The sequence below is a fragment of the Pseudomonas sp. R1-15 genome, from assembly GCF_051132085.1.
Lineage (GTDB): Bacteria > Pseudomonadota > Gammaproteobacteria > Pseudomonadales > Pseudomonadaceae > Aquipseudomonas.
This window is the reverse complement of the sequence record NZ_CP071660.1, coordinates 1,458,096-1,480,170: the sequence shown is the minus strand read 5'-3', so window position 1 is coordinate 1,480,170 and position 22,075 is coordinate 1,458,096. Positions and strand designations below refer to the sequence as shown.

The 22,075-nt window shown below is 59.3% G+C and carries 32 protein-coding genes; 31 read left to right on the top strand and 1 reads right to left on the bottom strand.

Annotation, left to right across the window (positions count from 1 at the left end):
* Nucleotides 1-46: 46 nt before the first annotated feature.
* From J3P97_RS06525 to J3P97_RS06430, 20 genes are all read left to right on the top strand, one after another.
* Nucleotides 47-361 (top strand): phage holin, lambda family, encoded by a 315-nt coding sequence (locus J3P97_RS06525; protein ID WP_434673724.1) that lies wholly within the window; start codon nucleotides 47-49, stop codon nucleotides 359-361.
* A complete protein-coding gene (locus tag J3P97_RS06520; RefSeq protein WP_434673723.1) occupies nucleotides 358-1,197 on the top strand; it encodes an N-acetylmuramidase domain-containing protein in 840 nt (279 codons plus the stop codon). Before J3P97_RS06525 ends, J3P97_RS06520 begins: the two co-directional genes overlap by 4 nt.
* On the top strand, nucleotides 1,194-1,400 hold the full coding sequence (locus J3P97_RS06515) for a hypothetical protein (protein ID WP_434673722.1): 207 nt from the start codon (nucleotides 1,194-1,196) through the stop codon (nucleotides 1,398-1,400). The genes J3P97_RS06520 and J3P97_RS06515 overlap by 4 nt, the downstream gene beginning before the upstream one ends.
* The gene (lysB, locus tag J3P97_RS06510; protein ID WP_434673721.1) at nucleotides 1,397-1,834 is read left to right on the top strand and encodes an Rz-like lysis system protein LysB; all 438 of its coding nucleotides are present in this window, start codon (nucleotides 1,397-1,399) and stop codon (nucleotides 1,832-1,834) included. Before J3P97_RS06515 ends, lysB begins: the two co-directional genes overlap by 4 nt.
* Nucleotides 1,725-1,949, top strand: coding sequence for an Rz1-like lysis system protein LysC (gene lysC / locus J3P97_RS06505; protein WP_434674514.1), 225 nt, complete (start codon nucleotides 1,725-1,727; stop codon nucleotides 1,947-1,949). The genes lysB and lysC overlap by 110 nt, the downstream gene beginning before the upstream one ends.
* Complete coding sequence (locus tag J3P97_RS06500; protein ID WP_434673720.1) at nucleotides 1,946-2,428, top strand: phage tail protein; 483 nt, start codon at nucleotides 1,946-1,948, stop codon at nucleotides 2,426-2,428. Before lysC ends, J3P97_RS06500 begins: the two co-directional genes overlap by 4 nt.
* Nucleotides 2,425-2,877: a phage virion morphogenesis protein gene (locus J3P97_RS06495; protein ID WP_434673719.1), complete on the top strand. Its 453-nt coding sequence runs from the start codon at nucleotides 2,425-2,427 to the stop codon at nucleotides 2,875-2,877. The genes J3P97_RS06500 and J3P97_RS06495 overlap by 4 nt, the downstream gene beginning before the upstream one ends.
* Before the next feature lie 38 nt (nucleotides 2,878-2,915).
* Entirely contained in the window at nucleotides 2,916-3,497 is a 582-nt protein-coding gene (locus tag J3P97_RS06490) for a phage baseplate assembly protein V (RefSeq protein WP_434673718.1), read from the top strand.
* The gene (locus tag J3P97_RS06485) at nucleotides 3,494-3,847 is read left to right on the top strand and encodes a GPW/gp25 family protein (RefSeq protein ID WP_434673717.1); all 354 of its coding nucleotides are present in this window, start codon (nucleotides 3,494-3,496) and stop codon (nucleotides 3,845-3,847) included. Before J3P97_RS06490 ends, J3P97_RS06485 begins: the two co-directional genes overlap by 4 nt.
* The gene (locus tag J3P97_RS06480) at nucleotides 3,844-4,758 is read left to right on the top strand and encodes a baseplate J/gp47 family protein (RefSeq protein ID WP_434673716.1); all 915 of its coding nucleotides are present in this window, start codon (nucleotides 3,844-3,846) and stop codon (nucleotides 4,756-4,758) included. The genes J3P97_RS06485 and J3P97_RS06480 overlap by 4 nt, the downstream gene beginning before the upstream one ends.
* Nucleotides 4,755-5,366 (top strand): phage tail protein I, encoded by a 612-nt coding sequence (locus J3P97_RS06475; RefSeq protein ID WP_434673715.1) that lies wholly within the window; start codon nucleotides 4,755-4,757, stop codon nucleotides 5,364-5,366. The genes J3P97_RS06480 and J3P97_RS06475 overlap by 4 nt, the downstream gene beginning before the upstream one ends.
* On the top strand, nucleotides 5,363-7,330 hold the full coding sequence (locus J3P97_RS06470; RefSeq protein ID WP_434673714.1) for a phage tail protein: 1,968 nt from the start codon (nucleotides 5,363-5,365) through the stop codon (nucleotides 7,328-7,330). The genes J3P97_RS06475 and J3P97_RS06470 overlap by 4 nt, the downstream gene beginning before the upstream one ends.
* A gap of 8 nt (nucleotides 7,331-7,338) precedes the next feature.
* A complete protein-coding gene (locus J3P97_RS06465) occupies nucleotides 7,339-7,758 on the top strand; it encodes an ATP-binding protein (protein ID WP_434673713.1) in 420 nt (139 codons plus the stop codon).
* A 125-nt stretch (nucleotides 7,759-7,883) separates the two neighbouring features.
* Nucleotides 7,884-9,056 (top strand): phage tail sheath protein, encoded by a 1,173-nt coding sequence (locus tag J3P97_RS06460; RefSeq protein ID WP_434673712.1) that lies wholly within the window; start codon nucleotides 7,884-7,886, stop codon nucleotides 9,054-9,056.
* Between the two features lie 49 nt (nucleotides 9,057-9,105).
* Nucleotides 9,106-9,621: a phage major tail tube protein gene (locus J3P97_RS06455; RefSeq protein WP_434673711.1), complete on the top strand. Its 516-nt coding sequence runs from the start codon at nucleotides 9,106-9,108 to the stop codon at nucleotides 9,619-9,621.
* Nucleotides 9,622-9,676: 55 nt separating this feature from the next.
* Complete coding sequence (locus J3P97_RS06450) at nucleotides 9,677-10,021, top strand: phage tail assembly protein (RefSeq protein ID WP_434673710.1); 345 nt, start codon at nucleotides 9,677-9,679, stop codon at nucleotides 10,019-10,021.
* A gap of 8 nt (nucleotides 10,022-10,029) precedes the next feature.
* Nucleotides 10,030-10,149 (top strand): GpE family phage tail protein, encoded by a 120-nt coding sequence (locus J3P97_RS06445; protein WP_076383311.1) that lies wholly within the window; start codon nucleotides 10,030-10,032, stop codon nucleotides 10,147-10,149.
* Nucleotides 10,142-12,967, top strand: coding sequence for a phage tail tape measure protein (locus tag J3P97_RS06440; protein WP_434673709.1), 2,826 nt, complete (start codon nucleotides 10,142-10,144; stop codon nucleotides 12,965-12,967). Before J3P97_RS06445 ends, J3P97_RS06440 begins: the two co-directional genes overlap by 8 nt.
* A 6-nt stretch (nucleotides 12,968-12,973) precedes the next feature.
* Complete coding sequence (locus J3P97_RS06435) at nucleotides 12,974-13,414, top strand: phage tail protein (RefSeq protein ID WP_434673708.1); 441 nt, start codon at nucleotides 12,974-12,976, stop codon at nucleotides 13,412-13,414.
* The gene (locus tag J3P97_RS06430; protein ID WP_434673707.1) at nucleotides 13,411-14,700 is read left to right on the top strand and encodes a phage late control D family protein; all 1,290 of its coding nucleotides are present in this window, start codon (nucleotides 13,411-13,413) and stop codon (nucleotides 14,698-14,700) included. The genes J3P97_RS06435 and J3P97_RS06430 overlap by 4 nt, the downstream gene beginning before the upstream one ends.
* Nucleotides 14,701-15,008: 308 nt before the next feature.
* On the opposite strand, the gene J3P97_RS06425 is transcribed toward J3P97_RS06430, so the two are convergent.
* Entirely contained in the window at nucleotides 15,009-15,365 is a 357-nt protein-coding gene (locus J3P97_RS06425; RefSeq protein ID WP_434673706.1) for a helix-turn-helix domain-containing protein, read from the bottom strand.
* A gap of 103 nt (nucleotides 15,366-15,468) precedes the next feature.
* Here J3P97_RS06425 and J3P97_RS06420 point away from each other — a divergent pair, with 103 nt between their 5' ends.
* The 11 genes from J3P97_RS06420 (at nucleotide 15,469) to J3P97_RS06370 (ending at nucleotide 22,067) form a co-directional block, all read left to right on the top strand.
* The gene (locus J3P97_RS06420; protein WP_434674513.1) at nucleotides 15,469-15,669 is read left to right on the top strand and encodes a DNA-binding protein; all 201 of its coding nucleotides are present in this window, start codon (nucleotides 15,469-15,471) and stop codon (nucleotides 15,667-15,669) included.
* 29 nt (nucleotides 15,670-15,698) lie between these two features.
* On the top strand, nucleotides 15,699-16,172 hold the full coding sequence (locus J3P97_RS06415) for a YmfL family putative regulatory protein (RefSeq protein ID WP_434673705.1): 474 nt from the start codon (nucleotides 15,699-15,701) through the stop codon (nucleotides 16,170-16,172).
* Between the two features lie 77 nt (nucleotides 16,173-16,249).
* Nucleotides 16,250-16,531: an ogr/Delta-like zinc finger family protein gene (locus tag J3P97_RS06410; RefSeq protein ID WP_434673704.1), complete on the top strand. Its 282-nt coding sequence runs from the start codon at nucleotides 16,250-16,252 to the stop codon at nucleotides 16,529-16,531.
* Nucleotides 16,531-16,905, top strand: a complete 375-nt coding sequence (locus J3P97_RS06405) for a hypothetical protein (protein WP_434673703.1) — start codon at nucleotides 16,531-16,533, stop codon at nucleotides 16,903-16,905. The genes J3P97_RS06410 and J3P97_RS06405 overlap by 1 nt, the downstream gene beginning before the upstream one ends.
* A gap of 64 nt (nucleotides 16,906-16,969) precedes the next feature.
* Nucleotides 16,970-17,203 (top strand): hypothetical protein, encoded by a 234-nt coding sequence (locus J3P97_RS06400; RefSeq protein WP_076383305.1) that lies wholly within the window; start codon nucleotides 16,970-16,972, stop codon nucleotides 17,201-17,203.
* A gap of 2 nt (nucleotides 17,204-17,205) precedes the next feature.
* Complete coding sequence (locus J3P97_RS06395) at nucleotides 17,206-20,010, top strand: toprim domain-containing protein (RefSeq protein WP_434674512.1); 2,805 nt, start codon at nucleotides 17,206-17,208, stop codon at nucleotides 20,008-20,010.
* 40 nt (nucleotides 20,011-20,050) lie between these two features.
* Nucleotides 20,051-20,359 carry a hypothetical protein gene (locus J3P97_RS06390; protein WP_434673702.1) on the top strand — a complete coding sequence of 103 codons (309 nt, stop codon included), beginning with the start codon at nucleotides 20,051-20,053 and terminating at the stop codon, nucleotides 20,357-20,359.
* Nucleotides 20,360-20,396: 37 nt separating this feature from the next.
* Nucleotides 20,397-20,534: a hypothetical protein gene (locus tag J3P97_RS06385; RefSeq protein WP_434673701.1), complete on the top strand. Its 138-nt coding sequence runs from the start codon at nucleotides 20,397-20,399 to the stop codon at nucleotides 20,532-20,534.
* 69 nt (nucleotides 20,535-20,603) lie between these two features.
* Nucleotides 20,604-20,867: a hypothetical protein gene (locus J3P97_RS06380; RefSeq protein WP_434673700.1), complete on the top strand. Its 264-nt coding sequence runs from the start codon at nucleotides 20,604-20,606 to the stop codon at nucleotides 20,865-20,867.
* 278 nt (nucleotides 20,868-21,145) lie between these two features.
* Entirely contained in the window at nucleotides 21,146-21,841 is a 696-nt protein-coding gene (locus tag J3P97_RS06375) for an HNH endonuclease signature motif containing protein (RefSeq protein ID WP_434673699.1), read from the top strand.
* Nucleotides 21,834-22,067 (top strand): hypothetical protein, encoded by a 234-nt coding sequence (locus J3P97_RS06370; RefSeq protein ID WP_186655062.1) that lies wholly within the window; start codon nucleotides 21,834-21,836, stop codon nucleotides 22,065-22,067. The genes J3P97_RS06375 and J3P97_RS06370 overlap by 8 nt, the downstream gene beginning before the upstream one ends.
* The last annotated feature ends 8 nt before the right edge of the window (nucleotides 22,068-22,075 follow it).

Sequence of the window (22,075 nt, the reverse complement as noted above, 5' to 3'; positions counted from 1 at the left end):
AACCGATCTTCCATCACCTTCAACCTTGGACAGCGGAATCACGCGCATGCCTGACAAACCGGATACATGGGCCTGGTTAGCTGCCTGGCTCGAACTGAACTGGCCTGCCTTCTACGCTGGCGGGCTTGCCTGTGTAACCGCGGCTCTGCGGATCATCTACGGGGGCGGCACCTGGCGCCGGGTTTTACTTGAAGCGCCCCTGTGCGGCGCTCTCGCGCTTTCGGCAAGCCATGGGCTTTTTCTGCTGGGCATTCCCGCGTCCACCAGTCCGTTCTTCGGCGGCGTGATCGGGCTGCTCGGCGTTGAAGGGACCCGCGCACTGGCCAAGCAATTCTTCAACCGCAAGGTGGATCAGCTATGAGTGTTTTGCGCCACGGCGATCGCGGGCAAGAGGTCCGCACCCTGCAGCAGCGCCTGAACCAGCACGGTGCCGGCCTGGACCCGGACGGCGACTTCGGCGACGCCACCGAGGCTGCGGTCCGAAATTACCAGCGTCAGGTTGGGTTGGTAATTGACGGTATTGCGGGCACGAAAACCGCTCTGGCACTGGCCGGGGCTGATTGTTCGAATCTGCTGCAGCACGCCCTGTTGGTGAACGCTGCCGCACGCCTGGGCGTTGAGCTCGCGGCGATCATGGCTATCAATGAAGTCGAAAGCCAAGGCAGCGGCTTCTTGGACAACGGCAAGCCGAAAATTCTGTTCGAGCGACACATCATGTACCGCCAGCTCAGCACGGCGCGCGCACCTGGTGGTGACGCCGCCGAGTTGAAAGCCCATGCCGACCAGCTGACTCTGGCCCAGCCCAACCTGGTCAATCCAAAACCAGGTGGCTATGCCGGCGGAACAGCGGAGCATCAGCGGTTGGCGAACGCTCGACTTATCGACGGCCTTTGCGCATTGGAGTCGGCCAGCTGGGGTGCCTTCCAGGTGATGGGTTACCACGCCGTTCGCCTCGGATACGAAAGCGTGACGGACTTTGCCGATCGGATGGCGCGGGACGAGAACGAGCAGTTCGAAGCATTCCTGCGGTTCATCGAAGCTGACCCGACGCTGCTCAAAGCGCTGAAAGGCAAGAAATGGGCAGCATTCGCCAAGGCCTACAACGGCCCTAACTACGCCCGTAACCTTTACGACACCAAGCTTGAGCGCGCCTATCAGCGTCACGCTGCAGGCTGCCCCGTTTCGGAGGCTGCATGATTGATCATGAACGGATCCGCAAATTCAGCCCCGTCGACGGCGATATTTTCGTGGTGTCGGAAGAAACCCCGATTGAGTTAGCGCAGGCGCTGGCAGAGGCGATCGCTGTCGCAAGTCCGGGCGTGAAAGCCGTGGTGTTTCGGGGTGATTTACGCCGACTGCCTCTCGCGGAAATGAACGCCGCCGGCTGGTACCGCGCATGAGCACGCTTCGCCAGGCGCTCTACGGGTTCGCCCTGCTCGCCTCAATCGCGCTTCTGATCTGGGGGCAATCTCAGCGGATCGAGGTCGCCGACAAAAATGCCGAGTTGGCAAATCAAGCGGCTGATACCGCCCGCGATCGAGCGACGCGTAGCGAGGCGACAGCCGCTCAGCTCCAGGCGTCCCTGCAGGAAGAGCGGACTGCTCAGGCCGCATTGCGCAGTCTGCAAGACCAATTGCGTCAAGGGCTCGTCGCCCGTCAACGAACGATCGAGGAATTGAAACGTGAAAATGCCGAACTTCGCCTGTGGGCTGACCAGCCTTTGCCTGACGCTGCTCGCCGGATGCGCGAGCGCCCCACCATCACCGGAGCCGCTGCGTATCGAGACTGGTTGTCCGGCCGTGGTGCCTTGCACCCTGTCGGCGACAAGCCCTGACAAGAACGGCGCCCTGCTCAACGACCAGGAGGTCACCGAGAGCGATTGGGCCCAATGCGCTGCGCAGATCGATATGGTCTACCAGCATCAGCAGGCGAAGGCGCGCAAACAGTGAACAAACACGAATCATTGCGCGCCCATCTGCTCGCCTCGGTACCTGGGTTGAAGAAAAACCCTGACCGCCTAATGGTGTTCATCGACAACGGAACGATGCGCAGCACCGCTGCCTTTGGGCTGTCCTTCGAATACAGCTACACGCTGAACCTGATTTTCACGGATTACGCTGGCCACCCCGACACAATCGCCATCCCCCTGTTCGCATGGATCCTAGTGAATCAGCGGGAGCTGATGGAAAACGTCGAACGCAGTAAATCGGCCGTGACGTTCGAAGCCGACATCCTGGACAACAGTAAGGTCGACCTGTCGATCAAGTTGCCGCTGACTGAACGCGTTATCGTGAAACGCCAGGCCGATGGCAACCTGGTTGTCAGTCATCCGCCAGAGCCTGTGGTCGACGATGACCCATTCACCATGCCTGGGCTTGAGCTCTGGACTGCCGATGGCGAGTTCATCACAAGGTGGGAATCACCATGAACGACGACCTGCAGGCTCTCGAGACCTGGGTCGCCGCGTTGCTGGCCAAGCTGGACGAGGGCGAGCGCCGCAAGCTCCTAGGCGCCGTTGCCCGGGATCTGCGCCGTAGCCAGTCCAAGCGCATAACGACACAGCGCAATCCGGACGGTTCGGCCTTCACCCCACGCAAGCCGAAGGATCTGCGCGGAAAACAGGGCCGGATCAAAGGCAAGATGTTCACGAAGCTGAAATCGGCCCGTTACATGCGCACCCAAAGCACAGCGAACGGCCTGTCGGTGGGGTTTGTTGGCCGTGTGAGCCGCATCGCCCGGGTTCACCAATACGGCCTTAAGGATCGGCCGGAGCGCGGTCAAGCGGATGTGCAATACGAAGCACGCCAACTGCTGGGCTTCAGCGGCGACGAGCTGGATAACATCCGAAACATGTTGATCGATCACCTCACCGCCTGACCTTCTCCTGTAGACACCCGCGCTACAGCCCACCACCGATGCAGCTCGCACGCGCGACCTGCAACATCGGCGGCATGGACTCTCTTACTGAACTGACCCGACGCCTTGAAAACCTGATTCGAGCCGGCACCATCGCCGAGCTCGATCCGGCGAAACCACGCTGCCGTGTAAAAACCGGTGGGCTGCTGACTGGCTGGCTGCCGTTCTTTGCCCTGCGGGCAGGCGAAGACAGCGAATGGGATCCGCCAAGCGTCGACGAGCAGTGCCTGGTGCTCTCGCCTTCCGGCAATCCGGCTCATGGCTTCGTCATATTTGGTGTGTACAGCGATCGCTTCCCGGCCCCGGACAACAAGCCAACTCGACGCCGGCGCAAGTACCGAGACGGGGCAATAGTCGACTATGACACCGCGACCCACACGCTGACCGCCACGTTGCCCGGGGGCGGCAAAGCCAATCTCATCGCACCTGGTGGTGTTCATGTCACTGGTGACGTCGTGATTGATGGCCTGGTGACCGTCACCCAGGACGTCGTCGCCGGCGCCCAGAAAATCAGCCTGGTCAATCACCGAACCTCTGGTGTTCAGGCAGGTAACGGCACCTCACAGGGGCCGATCCCATGATCGGCATGAACAGCAAAACCGGCCGCAGCATCATCGGGAACGATCACCTGGTGCAATCGATCGCCGACATCCTGACCACCCCCATTGGAACCCGCGTTATGCGGCGCGAATACGGCAGTCAGCTTGCGGACCTGATCGATTGGCCGCTCAACAACGCAACCCGCCTGCAGGCTTATGCGGCCACCGCCATTGCCCTGATGCGCTGGGAACCGCGGATCCGCCTGAGCCGCGTACAGCTCACGCTGGGCGACGTAGCTGGCCAGGCAATTCTCGACATTGAAGGCAGCCTGGTGGACACCAACGAGCCGTTGAGCCTGCGCGTTCCTCTTAGTTTGGGAGCAACAGCATGAAGACATTCACTCCCATCGATCTGGCTCAGTTGCCAGATCCCGATGTCGTCGAGCAGATCGACTACGAGCAGATCCTCGCCGAACGCAAGGCCTACGCCGTCAGTCTCTGGCCAGCCGAGCAGCAGGCCCAAGTCGCCGCGACATTGGCCGTGGAGTCGGAGCCGCTGACCAAGCTCCTGCAGGAGAATGCCTATCGCGAAATGCTGCTGCGCCAACGCGTGAACGAAGCGTCCCTGGCGAACATGCTGGCGAAAGCCAGGGGGAACGACCTCGAGCAGCTAGCGGGCAACGTAAACGTCGAACGGTTGGTCGTAACCCCAGGCAACAGCACGGCCGTGCCTCCAATTATCGCGGTGATGGAATCAGACGAAGCACTGCGCGAACGCGCGCAGATGGCATGGGAAGGGCTTTCCACGGCGGGGCCACGCAACAGCTACATCCTGCACGCGCGCAGCGCAGACGGCCGCGTCGCCGATGCAACGGCTGAAAGTCCGGCGCCCGCAGTTGTCGTCATCACTGTTCAGGGTTTGATCGGAGACGGAAGCGTCGACCAGGAGTTGCTGGACATCGTCACCAGGTACCTCAGTGACGATGACCGACGCCCGGTTGCGGATCGCCTGACGGTGCAATCGGCAAAGGTTCTGCCATACCGGGTCGACGCGGTTCTTTACCTTGCGACAACGGGGCCAGAAGCGGAGCCCATACGAGAAGCGGCGCAAGCACGCCTCGACTCATTCATTAATCAACGCCGGCGCCTCGGCGTGGAGATCTCCGAGTCAGCCATTCATGCCGCGCTGCACGTCGAGGGCGTGCGCAAGGTTGTTCTTCACAACTGGACCGACATCGCCCCGAGCGAAGCCGAGGCGGCATATTGCACCGGATACACCGTGGTCGCGGGGGCCCCGTTATGACGAGCCTTTTGCCGCCGAACGCCAAACAGCTTGAGCAGCTGGCGGCCGAGGCGCTCGCCCAGATTGAGCGCGTGCCGGTTCCAATCAGGGATTTGCTGAACCCTGACCGGTGCCCGGTGCAATTGCTGCCCTACCTCGCCTGGGCATTCTCGGTAGACCGCTGGGACAGCACCTGGTCGGAAGCCACCAAGCGCCAGGTCATCAAAGGCTCGTACTTCATCCACTCACGTAAAGGAACGATCGGAGCGCTCAGACGCGTGGTTGAGCCTTTGGGTTACCTGATCGAGATAGTGGAATGGTTCAACACGGTACCTGAAGGGGTGCCAGGCACCTTTGCGCTGAAGGTTGGCGTGCTGGACACCGGGATCACCGAGGAGATGTACCAGGAGCTGGAGCGCCTGATCGACGACGCCAAGCCCGTCACCCGCCATCTGACCGGGTTGGCAATCAGCCTGGAAACCACCGGTTCAATTCATATCGGCGCCTGCATCACCGAAGGCGACGAAATCGATATCTATCCACCCACGCAGCGCGACATCGAGGTCACGGGCTACATCCACCAGGGCGGCCGTGAGCACCAGATCGACACCATGGACATCTACCCATGACAGACCAAAACACCCAGTTTTTCGCCATCCTAACCGCCATCGGCAGGGCCAAGCAGGCCAACGCGGATGCCCTGGGCATTCCCTGGACATTCGCGCAGATGGGCGTCGGCGATGCGAATGGCACCGATCCGATTCCCAACGAGCAACAGACGCACCTGATCAACGAGCGCCGGCGCGCGCCGCTGAATCAGCTTAAGGTTGACCCAGCCAACCCAAACATCATCATTGCCGAACAGGTCATCCCCGAAAACATCGGTGGCTGGTGGATTCGGGAGGTGGGGCTGTACGACGCCGCCGGTGACTTGGTGGCTGTTGCTAACTGCGCGCCGAGCTACAAGCCGTTGCTGACACAAGGCTCAGGCCGTACACAAGTTGTGCGAATGAACCTGATCGTCAGCAACACGGCGAATGTCGAACTGAAGATCGATCCCTCAGTTGTTTTAGCGACACGTCAGTACGTTGACTCCAAAATTCTTGAAGAGCTGTACAAGCTCGACAGCAAGCAATCGGTACGCGTAGCCACCACGGCGAACATTGCATTGACCGGGCTGCAGATCGTAGATGGCGTAATGTTGGTTGCAGGGGACCGTGTTCTGGTGAAGAACCAGGCGGCCGCCAAGGACAATGGTATCTACATTGCCGGCGGCGCCGCATGGCAGCGTGCTCCGGATGCTGACAGCAATGCCGAAGTAACGTCAGCAATGATTTTGTCAGTCGAGCACGGCGCTACGCTGGCCGACACTCGATGGCAGTTGGTAACGGATGGGACGATTGTCCTTGGAACCACGTCGCTGACCTTTCAGAACATCACCCAGGGGTTTGCAACCATCAATTCCCCGGCGTTGGTGAACCCCACAGCAAACACTCCGCCTCAGTTTGATAATACGAAGGCGCTGGCCACTTCCGAGTTTGTAAAGAGGATGGGGTTCGAATACGGGGGCTACACCAACTACGTGGCGACGACGACGCTAACCGCCGCCGACATTGGCAAGGTGGCTGCGTTTGGTAGCGCTGGGTCAGTAACCGCCACTCTCCCAACTGGTGGTTTAATTCCACGGGGGGCAGTGGTCAAGATCCTGTGCACCATGGGCACGGTAACGGTAAAGGCCGCATCTGGCGATTCAATCGATGCCATTAGCTTCGTCGGCAACATCTCCATGGCTCAAGGTGATACCGCCGAGTTTATTCGTATCGACTCGCTGTGGCGGTTAATGGGCGGTAGTGTCTCGCTGAAATACGCGGGCGTCATGTCTGGCCCTAACTGGACCACCCCGGCCCAATTTGACAACAGCAAATTGTTGGCAACTTCAGAGTTCGTACAGCGCGAAAAGGGCAGTTTTGCCAGTAGTGCCGGTATCGCCGGTGGAAACGTCGTCCTGACAGCGGCGCACGTTGGCACACGGATTGAAATGTCCGCCAACGGTACGCTGACAATGCCAAAGGCAAGCACGCTGCCCAAGGGGTCGTCGATTCTGATTACGACTTCCAGCGCAGTCGACGCGGCCAAGTTGGCGCTGGTGGCAGGTGACACTCTGGCTATCAATAACGTTTCCGTCTCATCGCCTTACACCATGTCCATGGGGTCGGACATCTTACTGGTGTCGGACGGTGCGATGTGGAGGGCCCACGCCAGCCTTGAGTGTTTGCGATCATCCCCATTGTTTGCGGCCATTTTGGGAAGTAACGGCCACCAAGTTTTGCCCAGCGGCTGGATATTCAAAATTGGACACGCATCAACGGACACCGCAACGGGAACAGTGCCGGTAACGTTCCCCGTCGCATTCCCTAATGCCTGTATGTATGTGGGCGCTATATATGCCGGGGCCAGTACGGCGCCGAATCCAGCCGTTTGTCAGGCAGGAATACCGACCCGTACAGGTTTTACGGGATACATAACTAACGTGACTAACAACACCGCAGCTGTCACCGTGGGCGGTTACAACTGGCTAGCCATCGGCTATTGAGGTTTTCTATGTTCTCTAAATGGATTGAAGAAGACGGTCGATTTGCCTTCGAGGTGATTGATAACGGGGGCATCGAAATATCTGAAGAGGATCACGCGGCACTATTTGAGCCGCGCCAGGTGATCAAGATCATTGGACGGGGGGTGGATGGCCGTCCAGAACTGCAAGATCCGCCACAGCCGACGGCAGATGAGCTCGCCGTCATTGAACGGGCCTGGCGAGATAACCAGCTGTCACTGACTGACGGCGTGGTTACGCGTCATCGTGACGAACTGGAAGACGGTTCAGAGACCACTCTTACAGCAACCCAATACACTGAGCTCCAAGCATATCGGCGTGAACTGCGCACCTGGCCTGAGTCGGGAGAGTTTCCGCTAAGGGAACACCGCCCTATCCCGCCAGCTTGGTTGGGTAGCCACCTCCAATAACGCCAAACCGGGCGTTCCTCTATTCCTATGCCTGTATCGCTGGTCCCTACAAACCCGCGCGCTCGTCCAATCGACGCGCGCGCGTCACCCTGCGTTTCATAGTCACCCACGCGCAGGTTTCCCCCATGGCCACTGATTACCACCACGGCGTCCGAGTTGTCGAAATCAACGAAGGCACCCGCCCGATCCGCACCGTCGCAACCGCCGTTGTCGGCATGGTCTGCACCGCTGAAGATGCTGACCCTATTGCGTTTCCGCTCAACCGTCCTGTTCTGCTTACCGATGTTCTTACCGCCAGCGGTAAGGCAGGTGTGAAAGGCACGCTTGCCAAAAGCCTGGACGCCATCGCTGACCAGGCCAGCCCGGTTACCGTCGTCGTTCGTGTTGCCGAAGGGCAGGACGCGGCCGAGACCACTACCAATGTGATCGGCGGCGTGACCGCTGGTGGTCAGTACACCGGGCTCAAGGCTCTACTGGCTGCAGAAGCGCAACTGGGCGTGCGACCGCGCATCTTGGGTGTACCAGGTCTCGACTCGTTACCCGTGGCCACCGAGCTGGTCCTCACAGCGCAAAAGCTACGCGGATTCGCCTATGCCAGTGCCTGGGACTGCAACACCGTCTCGGAGGTCATTGCCTATCGGGAAAACTTCGGCGCCCGCGAGCTCATGACCATCTGGCCCGACTTCGTGAACTGGGACACCACCCTGAATGCTGATGCGCCGGCGTCGGCGATCGCTCGCGCCCTGGGCCTGCGCGCCAAGCTCGATGAGCAGGTGGGTTGGCATAAAACCCTGTCCAACGTGGCCGTGAACGGCGTGTCCGGACTGAGCCGGGACATCTACTGGGATCTGCAGAACCCTGCCACCGACGCGGGCCTGCTGAACGCAGCTGACGTCACCACGCTGATTCGTCGTGACGGCTTCCGATTCTGGGGCTCGCGCACCTGCAGCGACGATCCTTTGTTCGCCTTCGAAAACTACACCCGTACCGCTCAGGTGCTGGCCGACACCATGGCCGAGGGCCAGTTCTGGGCGGTAGACAAGCCGATGCACCCGAGCCTGGTCCGCGACATCGTCGAGGGCATCAACGCCAAGTTCCGGGAACTGGTGCGCTTGGGTTACCTGATCGGTGGCGAGTGCTGGTACGACGAAGCGGCCAACGACAAGGACACCCTCAAGGCCGGCAAGCTCTACCTGGATTACGACTACACGCCAGTGCCGCCACTGGAGAACCTGGGGCTTCGCCAGCGCATCACCGACCGCTACTTGGTCGACTTCGCCAGCCGCGTCAACGCCTGATATTCATTCATCCGCGCGGCGATGGCCGCGCCAGTAGGAGAGCGCCGATATGGCTCTGCCCAAAAAGCTCAAGAATATGAACTTGTACAACGACGGCGTCAGCTACGTCGGGGCATGCAAGAGCGTCACCCTGCCCAAACTCGCTCGCAAGCTCGAAGCCTTCCGGGGTGGTGGCATGGACGGCGGGGTCAAGGTCGACCTGGGCCACGGGGATGACGGCATCCAGCTCGAATGGACGCTCGGGGGTTGGGATCTGACGGCGCTGCGTCAGTACGGCGCCGTATCTGCCAACGGCGTGATGCTGCGTTGGGCAGGCTCCATCCAGCGCGACGACACCGGCGAAGTCTCGGCAGTCGAGGTGGTCGTGCGCGGCCGGCATGAAGAGATCGACATGGGCGACTCGGAAAGCGGCGAGGACACCGAACACAAGTTCACCACCACCTGCAGTTATTACAAGCTGACCATCGATGGCAATGAAGAGATCGAGATCGACTTGCTGAACTTCATTTTCAAGGTCAACGGCACCGACATGCTGGCTGAACACCGCAAGGCCATCGGCCTGTAAACGAACCTCACCCGCCGGCACGTCCGGCGCACTCGCTTAATGAAAGGACCGCAGCATGAAAACCCCAGAAAAAGACGAAACCGTAACCGCCATCGTTGAAAAAAACCCGAATCGTCCAGTCATCACCCTGGACACCCCGATCGTCCGAGGTTCGACCGAAATCACCGAAATCACGCTGCGCAAGCCGGTTTCCGGCGAACTGCGCGGCGTCACGCTGACCGATCTGCTGCAGATGGACGTGCTTGCGTTGCGCAAGGTCTTGCCACGCATCACCACGCCGACTCTGAACGATCACGAGATCGGCAACATGGACCCGGCCGACCTGGTGCAGATGGCCACCGAGGTCGCCGGTTTTTTGCTGCCGAAGTCGGCGAAGGTGGATGCATCCCTCGTTGCGTAGATGACGCCATGGCGGATATCGCCGTGATTTTCCACTGGGGGCCGGCGGAAATGGATCCGCTCCCCCTGACCGAACTGATGGACTGGCGCGAGCGCGCTCGCAAGCGAAGTGGGGCGAAAGATGACTGACAAGCTGCGGCTGGAATTTCTGCTGTCGGCGATCGACAAGGTCACCGCGCCCCTCAAGCAAATCAGCGCTGGCAGCAACGCTACGTCTCGCGCCTTGAAAGCGGCGCGGGACCAGCTCAAAGAGCTCAACGCCCAGCAGTCCAACATTTCCAGCTATACCAGGCAGCGGGAAGCGGTCCGCCAGTCATCCGAGGAATTGGCCCGGGCACAGGACAAGCTACGCGGCTTGCGCGAGCAGCTGCAGAAGATGGACGCGCCCTCTGCGGCCTTTCAAAAGTCGTTCGTCAACGCCTCGGCCGCTGTTGAAAAACTAACGAATAAACACAACGCTCAGCGATCGGAGCTGCAGCGCCTGATACCCCTTATAAAATCCACCGGTGCAGACACCCGTAACCTGGGGACCACCGAGCGGCGCTTGAAGACAGAGATCGAGGCGGCCAACAGAGCCATCCAGTCGCAGAAAGATCGGCTTACCGCGCTCGCCAAACAGCAAGAGCGCGTCTCGCGGGCGCAGAGAAACTATGCCAAAGGTCGAGAGCTTGCCGGCAATGCGGCTGTCGCCGGCGCGAGCGCCGGTGCCGTGGGGGCCGCCACGGGCATGCCTATCCTCGGCATGGTCCAAAACTATTCCCGCTTCGAAGACGCCATGGCGGGAGTCGCCAAACAGGTCGAGGGCGCCAGAGATGGGAACGGCCAACTTACCCAGACGTATTACGAGATGGCCACCGCTATCAAGAAGATGGCTGAAACCATCCCCATGGCGACCACCGATATCGCCGCCCTGGTCGAGGGCGGCGCGCGCATGGGCATCCAGGGCAAGGATGACCTTCTGGAGTTCGCCCGCGTCGCGGCAACTGCCGCAACGGCCTTCGACCTGCCGGCGGAGGAAGTGGGCGAGAACCTGGCGCGGATCGCGAACCTCTACAAGCTGCCGATTAAAAACGTCAGTCAGCTCGGTGACGCGATCAACTTCCTCGACGACAACGCCATGTCGAAAGGCGCGGACATCATTGACGTAATGCAGCGCACGGCGGGCATCACGGCATCAGTAGGCATGTCCTTCAAGGACGCCGCTGCTTTGGGTTCGACCTTCCTCACCCTGGGCGCGTCTTCGGAGATAGCGGCAACGGCTACAAACGCCATGATTCGTGAGCTCGCGATCGCCACCCAACAACCAAAGCGGTTCGTCGCGGGTCTGAAGTCGATTGGCCTGGAAGCGAAGGCTGTCCAGGACGGCATGTCCAAGGACGCTACGGGCACCATCAAGGCCGTACTCGCTGCCGTTAATAAGCTTCCAAAAAATAAACAGCTTGGGGTAATGACCCAGTTGTTCGGTAAAGAATATGGGGACGACGCGGCGAAACTTGCCGCCAACATGGATGAGTATCGTCGCCAGCTGGAGCTGGTGAATGGGGCGGACAACGCGCCCAAGCGCGACGGATCGATGCAACGCGAAGGTGATATTCGCGCGGACCAGCTCTCTGCTCGATGGGAGATGTCCCAGAACCGCATGTTCAATTTGAGCAGCGCCCTGGGCGCCACGCTGCGTCCAGCGCTGATCGAGCTGATCACCGGCTTCAACGGCGTCCTGGAGCGCGTGAACGCGTGGGCAGCGGCAAACCCAGGCATGGTCCTGGGGATCCTGAAAGTTGGCGCCGGCATCGCCGCTTTGTCGATCGGCTTCAGCACGGTCGCACTCGCCCTTGCGACTACTCTCGGACCGTTTCTCGCCGTCCGTTATGGACTGTCATTGATCGGGATCCGCCTGCCCTCTCTGATCGGTTTGCTGTTCAACTTGGGCTCGAAGGTTCTGCCCATTGTCGGCCAGGCGTTCCTATGGATTGGCCGGCTATTGATGGCGAACCCCATCGGACTGGCGATAACGGCAATAGCGGCCGCTGCGTATCTGATCTACGCCAACTGGGACAAGGTGAAGGCTTATTTTGCAAGCGCCTGGGCCGAGATCAAGCTTGGTTTCAGTGGAGGGATCAGCGGCATCCTGCAGACGCTGGTCAATTTCAGCCCCATCGGCTTAATCTATCAGGCCTTCTCGGCGGTGATGAATTACATGGGCGTCGAGCTACCGGGCCGATTCACGGAGTTCGGCGGCATGATCATCGCCGGACTGGTCAACGGCATCACCAATGCCATGGGATCGGTAAAGACCGCCATTTCAGACGCCGGCAGCAGCACCGTTGACTGGTTTAAGGAGAAACTCGGCATCCATAGCCCTTCCCGCGTGTTTGCCGAGCTCGGCGGCTTCACCATGGCGGGATTGGCCCAGGGAGTTGCGGAAGGTCAGAAAGGACCGATGGAAGCTGTCAAGGCCGTGGGCGAACTGATGACCCAGGCGGGAACCGTGACCATCGGCGCCATCACCAACGCTGGGGCTTTGCTGAACCCGGCTTCTGCTGTACCAGGTGTGGCTGCAGCAGCCCTGACACCGGCCGCAGCTTTGCCCGCAGCAGCAGCTGCTGCAGCACTGAAGCCCGCCGCATCCGTTCCGGGAGCGAAAGCTGAAAGCGGTGGCATGCTCGAATCAATCCTGGGTCTGGGCAAACAACTGGCCCAGGCAGGCGCGATGGCGGTCGGTATCGGCGGCGCCCACCAGGCGATTGCGGTGGATAACCGTCCTCCAATCGCCCCTGCAGTAGCCCCAGCTGCGGTGCAGATGGCACCCGAACAGATCGTGATCAACATTCATCCCGCCCCGGGCATGGACGCCGCCGCGATCGCGCGAGCTGTGTCTGCCGAGCTCGACAAGCGCCGGCATGCGAAACAAGCCAAGGGTCGCAGTGCCCTTTTTGACCAGGAGTAAACGGACATGATGATGTCATTGGGTATGTTCATCTTCAGCCTTGAAACTCTGGCCTATCAGGAGCTGCAACGGCAGACAGAATGGCGTCACGGCACGACCTCGCGCATCGGTACCAACCCATCACGTCAGTTTCTTGGTCGCGGGGATGACTCCATCAGTCTGCCCGGGTTGCTTCTGCCTGCACTCGCTGGAACCCCGCTCAGCCTCGACACACTTCGTGCCATGGCCGATACGGGCAAGGCATGGCCCTTGATCGAGGGCACCGGCCGGATCCTGGGTATCTGGGTGATCGAGAACATTACCGAGAACAAGACCCTGTTTTTCCCGGACGGCGCAGCGCGTCGCATTGAATTCACCATCTCGCTTAAACGGATCGATGACGGCCGCGTCGACCTGCTCGGTGCGGGCATAAGTACCGCTGGCAACATCTTGAGGAACATCCTGTGATCGACCAGGCGCTGAGCCGCATCGACAGTTATCTGAGCGACGCGCAGGCATCCCTTCGCGAAGCCAGGGCCTACCCTCGGCCGACCTGCCGGCTTGTCGTAGACGGGCGCGACATAACAGGGGCGATCGAGAAGCGCCTGATCAACATTGAACTGACCGACAACCGCGGACTCACGGCGGACCAGCTCGATGTCACGCTTTCCGATCATGACGGTCGTCTGGTGATACCTCCCAAAGGCGCGACCCTGCGCCTATGGCTTGGCTGGAGCGATACCGGGTTAGTCGACAAGGGTACATACATAGTCGACGAAACCGAGCACAGCGGCGCGCCGGATCAGTTGAACATCCGGGCACGTAGCGTGGATCTGAGCGCTGGACTGAAAGTGAAGCGGGAGCGAAGCTGGCACGACGAAACGATAGGAACCGTCGTGCAGGCCATTGCCGGTGCTTACGGCCTGGGTCCCTTGGTCAGCGCAGCACTAAGCGCCATCCAGGTGGTACATCTGGACCAGGCCAACGAGTCAGATGCAAACCTGCTTTCACGCTTGGGACAAGAGCACGATGCGATTGCCACAGTGAAAGCGGGCAAGCTGTTGTTCATGCCGATCGGCAACGCCACCAGTGCCAGCGGCTTGGCATTGCCACATATCACCCTCACCCGCCAGGACGGCGATCAACATCGATTCCTTCAGGCGGATCGGGACAGCTACACGGGGGTGCGGGCGTTCTATTACGACGTCAACAGTGCTGAAAAAAAGGAGGCGATCTCCGGAGGCGGCAGCAACATTAAGGATTTGCGCCATTCCTATTCGGACCAGAAAAGCGCTCTGGTGGCGGCCCGTGCCGAATGGAACAAGCTGCAGCGAGGAAATGCGACGCTCAGCTACTCCCTGGCACGCGGTCGGCCAGAGTTAACGCCGGAGCTCACCTACTCGCTGATTGGCATCAAGCAGGAGATCGCGGACGTGGTTTGGCTGGGCGGGAACGTAAAGCACAGCTTCACGCCGGACTCGTTCACGACGAGCTTAGAGCTGGAGTCGATGTTGCCGGATGGAGACGAGGTCGCTGGCCTGGCGGACGACAGCCGCGATTACACAGGGATTGTGGCGTGGTACCGAGACAAGAAAACCGGCAAGCAAATAAAGATCACCGAGGGGGATCAAAGCAAGCCAAAGCGCCTGACACACCTGTACCAGAGCAAGAAATCGGCAGAACGTGCAGTGAAAAGGGAGTACAAGCGGCTGCAGGCCAAGAACGGGAAGAAAAACACAGGCACCCCGACATGATGAGCCGGGGTGCGGTGAGTTGGCCGGAGGCTAATCCGTTCGCGCCATCATTTCCGCAATGCGGTGTAGGTGTTTCTGATCCGTCTCTGACATTTTGCGGTACATGCTCAGCAAGATGCGCTCCAGCTGCGTCAACTGAAGACTGGAAGGCTCCTTGCTCCGAACGTCCTGTTCAAACTGCTCCAAAGCGCCTCGATCCAACATGCTCACTACTCCTAAAAGACGCAGAGGATCGGCTAAATCGCGGTTTTCTGAAGCCTCAGGTGAGCATTCTTTCGTATGGCTGCGGTAAAGAAAGTGACGCAGGCTCACTCCAGGGGGAGCGTGCCCTGAGATTCTCTCGCCGCCGCTTCTGCCAAGCCGGTGGCCACTCGATGAACCACCACCTGGTCGCCAGGACTGAGCGAGCGGAAGCAGCTCAGCACCTCATTTTCGATAGTGGTATGCGTCCTAGCAGCCGTATCCCTCCGACCAAAAAGCACATACATCACGTCCACACCAACTTTCGAAATTGCCAACAGGTAAGCCGTGTCTGGCCTCTGCCGATCGTTCTCGTAATTGCCTTGGGAGTTGCGTTTCACACCGCCTATGTCGGCGAACTCATTCTGATTGATACCAAGTCGGTCGCGCTCTTCCCGGAGCCGCTCACCCAAAGTTTTTTCCAAGGAATCTCCGCTCACACAAATTTTTGGCACGTGCCGCTTTACACAGCCAAATTCTTGGGCATAATGATGGCACACACAACACGATTGAACACACATGAACACTATGCCCGTCCTCCTTACAGCCGAGCAAGCCCGCGCCGAACTTGATCGCAACGGCATAACCATTGCGCAGTTCTGCCGGGTACACGGCTTGAACAAAAATTTGGTCAGCGATTTGTTGAACGGTCGCAAGAAGGGCGTGCGAGGCGAGGCCCGACGAGCAGCTGTGCTCCTCAGAATCAGAGACGGCGTGATCTCAAATTAATGGCAGACGGCCCGGCGAGAAACCAGAAGATGAAACGCACCGTTCTAGAAACCCGCAGGCAGGTCGTAAGCGCAGTGATCTGCGCCTACCCAGGCGGCCGTGATTGCGCGGCTCCGCGTTTGGGCATGTCGGTAAAGAAATTCGACAACCACGCCTACGAGAACGCAGGCAGCCGTCCGCTTACCGACGAGCAGATTTGCTTACTGGAATCACAGACCGGGACCACTCACCTCCCCGACTTTGTCTGCAACCTCTACGGCGGGGTTTTCGTTCCGGTTGTTGAAGCAGAACAGCTCGACAATCTCGACCTGTACGCCCGATCGATCAACACAGCAGTAAAGCGTGGCCTCGTCGACGCCATCATTTCCAAGGCGCTGCAGGACGGCGTCATCCAGGACGACGAGGTGCAAGCCATTCTTGCGGCGCACCGTGCACACGTAGCAGCCAGACATGAAGAGATCACCGCAGTGATCGTTCTGCACCGGGAAAACCCGGGCAGTTAGGAATCGCAACAGGCGCTGGAAGCGTCGACATTTTTTCGGCATCAGCCGAAGGCCGCGGCTAGCGGCGGGGAGAAAAAGTGAGCACTTACAAGCTGGTATGTCCGCACTGCCGGGAGCGAATGCGTATCCGCACCAGTGAAGGCACGCATATTTTTTTGCGTATTGCCTATCTGCAATGCGTCAACGAAGCCTGCGGTTGGTCAGTACGGGCTCAGTTCGAAATGACCCATGAAATGAGCCCTTCGGGTATGCCAAATCCATCCGTTTGCTTGCCGGTGGCCCCTGTCGCAATTCGCCGGCAAGCGATGAAAAAGGAAGGCGAGCAACAGATGGACCTACTTGGACTGGAGACGGCCTGATGAACAATTTGATCAGTGAGCAAAATCCCGAGCGTGAGTATCGCGCCGCCATGCAAGACGCCGCGCGTTGCTACATGCAGCGCCACCAGGCAGAACACCTGGGCAACGATCAGCAGCTGTTTACCCGAACGGTCGCCTACCTGCAGACGACTCTTGAGGTGCCCGTCTTTCTTGCCGAGAACCTGACGGGCTTGGCATACGGACAACTGCGTGCCGGCGCTGGCCAGCGACGCCTTGATCTCAAAAGCAGCAGTGAATCGGTTGCGATCCTTTCCGATCCTGCCAGCGGAAAATCTTTCGCCATACCCGTCGCGCTGATCTTCCAACACCTGGTCGACGCCTCAGGGGCGCGACCAAAAACCCCAAACAACTGACCGAATCGCTCCACCGTTTGCGTGTGGGTTTGGGTGAATTGCGCCCGAAATCAGGGAAAAAGCCATGAGCACAGCACTTTCCATCCAGATGAGCCTGAGCGAAACCCTCGCCGAAGCCTTGCTACAGGAGCTCCGTGAGCGCCTGCGCCTGGGCATCCAGGAGCATTGGTATTCGGATGAATTTCGTCGCGTTCCTGATGGCATGCGCACCGGCGCCATTCTCTCGGCCTACCCCGCTCTGGCGGCTCAAAAGACAACACTCGGCGCCCTCCAGGTCGCCATCAGAAAGCAGGCATGAAGATGGAAGAGAAAATCCGGGCCGACGTACTGACCCGACTTGAATTCGACTACGGCCTGAAACACCGGGTCGGCACCGACTTCATGCGAGGTGGCACCTGCCCGGCCTGCAACAAGAAAGAGCTGTATTCGAACTTCAATAATCCGTGGTTCATCAAGTGCGGTCGCGAGAGCAAATGCGCTCAGCAGTGGCATGTCAAAGAGCTCTATCCCGATCTGTTTGACGATTGGAGCAAACGCGCCCCGGCCACCGAGGACAACCCCAACGCTACAGCACGCGCTTATCTTGAGTTTGCCAGGGGCTTTCGTTTCGACCTGGTACAAGGGACGTTCACACAGGAGTATTTCTACGATCCGGACCTTGGAATCGGCTCCGCGACCGTGCGCTTCCCCCTGCCAAACGGTACCTACTGGGAGAGGCTGATTGATAAGCCCCACCGCTTTGGTAAGAAGAAAGCTCGTTTCACCAAAGGTGGAGGCGCGAAGGGGCACTGGTGGTGCCACCCCCGTATAGGCCTGTCCGACACTAAAGAAATTTGGATCGTAGAGGGGGTATTCGATGCCATTTCCTTGATCCACCACGACATAGACGCGGTCGCCGCAATGTCGTCAAACCAGTTCCCGGAACAGTCGTTGCGCGCGCTGGCCACCGAACGGGCCGGCGACCTGCCGAAGCTGGTCTGGGCCCTGGATAACGAGCCAAGTGCGCACCGCTACACGCGTAAATGGGTGGCTATGGCCCGGGCCATGGGTTTTACCTGTGAAGCGGCTCAGATCCCGCAGCGCGATGGTCGCAAAGTGGATTGGAACGACCTCCACCAGCGGTGGGGCTTCATCGATGACGTGGATGCACGTCGCCGGCGGATCGATGCGGATGTAAAGGAAGCCAGGCACCACGGCGCACTGCTTATTGCGGAGAGCGCGTCCGAGAAAGCACTGCTCATGTATACCTGGCGCGAGCGCGAAGAGTTCCACTTTGGCTTCGATTCCCGGCTGTACTGGTGGAAGCTAGACATCAGCAAGTTCAATAACGCCATGCAGGCATTGGAGAACAGCGACAACCACGAAGAGCAGCTGCTGAACGAGAAGGCGCAACGCGAGAAGGCGCTGCGCATGTCCGGCTGCGTCATCGAAATCGCCAACTGCTACCCACAAGCGCTGTATTTCCAACGCAACGAGATCACCGACGAGTCCTGGTACTTCTTCCGGGTCGACTTCCCTCACGACGGCGGCTCAGTGAAAAACACCTTCACCGGTGGCCAGGTCGCAGCGGCGAGCGAATTCAAAAAACGCCTGCTCGGCATGGCCGCCGGCGCGGTGTTCACGGGCAGCGGCCAGCAGCTCGACAAGATCATGAAGGACCAGCTGTTCGCGATCAAAACGGTCCAGACGATCGACTTTGTCGGGTACAGCAAGGAATACGGCTGCTATGTGTACGGCGACCTGGCCGTGAAAGATGGCCAGGTGGTCGACGTGAATGACGAAGAGTTTTTCGAGTTCGGCAAGCTGCGCCTGAAAACCCTGCAGCGCGCGGTGCCGGTGCGGATCCAGCGCGACCCCAAGGAATACAGCGACGAATGGGCAAAATTGCTTTGGACCTGCTTTGGAGCCCAGGGCGTTGTCGCGCTGACCTTCTGGTTCGGCTCACTATTCGCCGAGCAGATCCGCGCCCGCTACCAGTCCTTTCCCTTCCTGGAAGCCACCGGCGAGGCTGGAGCCGGTAAGACCACCCTGCTCAACCTGTTGTGGAAGCTGCTCGGCCGCGCCGGCTACGAAGGGTTTGACCCATCGAAATCCACCAAGGCCGGCCGCAGCCGGTTGATGGGCCAGGTCTCCGGCATGCCGGTGGTACTGCTTGAATCGGATCGCAGCGGCGACGACAAATCCCATGCGAAGAATTTCGAATGGGACGAGCTGAAGGACTATTTCGGCGGCGGCACCCTGGCGACCAAGGGCGTAAAAACTGCCGGCAACGAAACCTACGAGCCACCGTTCCGAGGCACGATCGCAATCAGCCAGAACGCGCCTGTAATTGCCTCCGAAGCCATCATGACGCGGATCGTTAAGCTCCATTTTGTGCGGCCGAACGTAACTCCTGAAAGCAGAGCCGCGGCTGATCAACTCACCGCCCTGGACGGCAATAAGCTCAGCCACTTCCTATTGCAGGCGGTGAGGCGTGAAAGTGACGTCATGGCTACGCTCGCCGACAAGATTCCAGGCCATGAGGCTCGCCTGCGGCGGCTTCACACCCACTGCATCAGCTGCGACGCCGAATATCCCGCCACCAACGAAAAGGCCGCTTGCCAGCACTGCGGCAATCAGCTGAGAGGCTATATCCGCGTCGAGCGCATCGTTAAGAACCACGCCCAGCTGCTCGGCCTGGTTGACTGTATTCGCTCGTTGGTACCGCTGAGCGATGCCCAGATCAGCGCCACCCAGCGCTGCATCGTCTCGATGGCCATCGAACGCCAGAGCTCGATCAGCGCAGACCATCCGGTTGTTGCCGAATTCTGGGAAGTCTACGAATACCTGCAGGGCCTCGACGCCGAGGGCCCGGTGGTCAACCACAGCAAAAAAGACAACATCATCGCTATCAACCTCAACGAGTTCGTCGAAAGGGCGGCAGAACACCGGCAAAAATTGGCCGATGTCAGCGAGCTGCGTGATCGCCTGAAGGAATCCCGCTGCCGCAAGTTCCTGGAATCGAACAAGGCCGTTGATAGCGCGGTGCGTGCCTATCAGGCGACTCGGAACAACAACACGATCACCAAGTCCCCCACCGTTAAGTGCTGGATTTTCCAGGCGTAGGGCTGCAACCCGCGTCGAACAGCCCTGAAAGGAGAGAACCATGCAGATTCAAATCATCGCCGGCACTGATCGGAGCGACGCGAAGGGATTGCAAGAACGTGTATCCGAATTGCTCAGCGAGCTTGGGAACGACCATCGCAAAACGGTGCAAGCCGACGCCTACGGCGCCAACGGTCTAGTCGACATTTTGGAGGTCAGGGCTACGGACGGTCAGCGCGAAATCATGGTGCTGAACTGCTCAAGACGTCAGATCCAGGCGGTGCTGGACTGGCAATCATGCGTCGAGGACGCCAATGAATTTGAAGACCTGGTGCTGTACCTGGTGCGACTACCAGACAGCGACCTGTAACGCCGGCTGCAACCGGCACCCTTGAAAGGAGAGAACCATGCGAGACACAGAACAACTTGAACAAACCGGACGCGACGCCCTGCTCGGGCAGTTGATCGGCGCGGTCGTGACGATGGCGTTGATCGCCATCGTTGCGGTCCAGGTGCCTGACTTGATGATCTGGATCCTCAACTAACCATCCGAAAAGGTCGGTGCCATGGGGCTGCAACCCCATGGCACCTGCCACCCCTGAAAGGAGAGAACCATGCAAGATCAAGCCCTCAACGGCGGCGCTGCCGAGGCTACCATGAACACGATTAGCATCGGAGACCAGGTCACCTACGTGAAGATGACGGCGACTGCCGGCGGCTACGCCCTTTCCGTCAAAGAAGCCAAAGTAATCGAGCTCAATGGCACCATTGCAAAACTTCGAAGCCGCAACGGCCGCACCAGCATCCAGCCGCTTCACAAGCTCACTGCGGCTGGCCAGCGAAACGCGCTGACCCGTGCATTGCTGGGGGACGCATGATGGCTGTGCAACTCCCTGGCTTCGTAGAATCAGCGTTAGCGGAGGTATCCAATGCCTGAATCGACCACCCGTCTGCGTCCCACCATGGCCAGCCACCGTCTTGACCTTCCCAGCATTTGCGACATTTGCGGGCTTGCTCGATCGATCCGGCGACACGAACGCTGCAGCAAGCAACGTCAGCAACGGAAAACAGAAGAATGGGCTGCCTTGATGGCGGAAAAGCTCGCCGCGAGAGTGGCAAAAGGTGACCGCCGGTCGAGGCATTGAGGATCTAAACCGTGAATACCATCGCACAACAAGCTTTAGAGCGAGCCAGAGCACGCTCTGCCAGCAACCCTTTGCAAAAGCAATCCAACCGCCGGCGTTTCTGGACGACATCCGAAGAGTCGCGGCTGGGGTCGCTGTACGCCACCACCCCGATGTCACAGCTGGTTGAAATGTTTGGCCGTCCGAAGTCCGCAATTTATGGCAAAGCGAAAGAGCTCGGCCTAAAGCGCAGCGCTGAGTTCTTGGCTAGCGAACATTCAGGCCGGCTACGTCGTGACGGCAACATAGGCACGGCGACGCGCTTTCAAAAAGGACATGGCACCTGGAACAAAGGAAAGCCGTTCGTAGCAGGTGGCAGATCCACAGAGACACAATTCACCAGTGGACACCTGCCACACAATCATGTGCCTATCGGCACAGAGGTACTGGCCTCGGACGGGTATCTGAAAATTAAGGTGGCCGAGCCCAACAAATGGGAGTGGACGCACCGTCGCAATTGGGAGGCAGTGCATGGCGCTATTCCAAAGGGCATGGTGCTGGTCTTCAGAACCGCGGACCACACGAACTGCTCTGTCGACAATCTGGAACTGATCACGCGGCGCGAACTGATGAGCCGCAACACGATTCAGCGATTCCCACCAGAGCTCAAGCAAACCATCCGTCTGCTGGGCAAACTGAAAAGAACGATCGAGGCCACCAATGAATAACAAAATGACCGATCTGAGAAATCATCTGTTTGCCACGTTGGAGGCGCTCCAGGACCAAGACAAACCGATGGAGATCGAGCGAGCCAAAGCAATAGCTGAAGTGGGAAAAGTCCTCGTTGACTCCGCGAAGGTTGAGGTGATGTTTCTTAAAGTGATGGATGGCGAGGGGCACAGCACCGGTTTTATTGAGTCGGAAAAACCTCTACCAGCGCTGCAAGGGAGATAGTCGAAGGT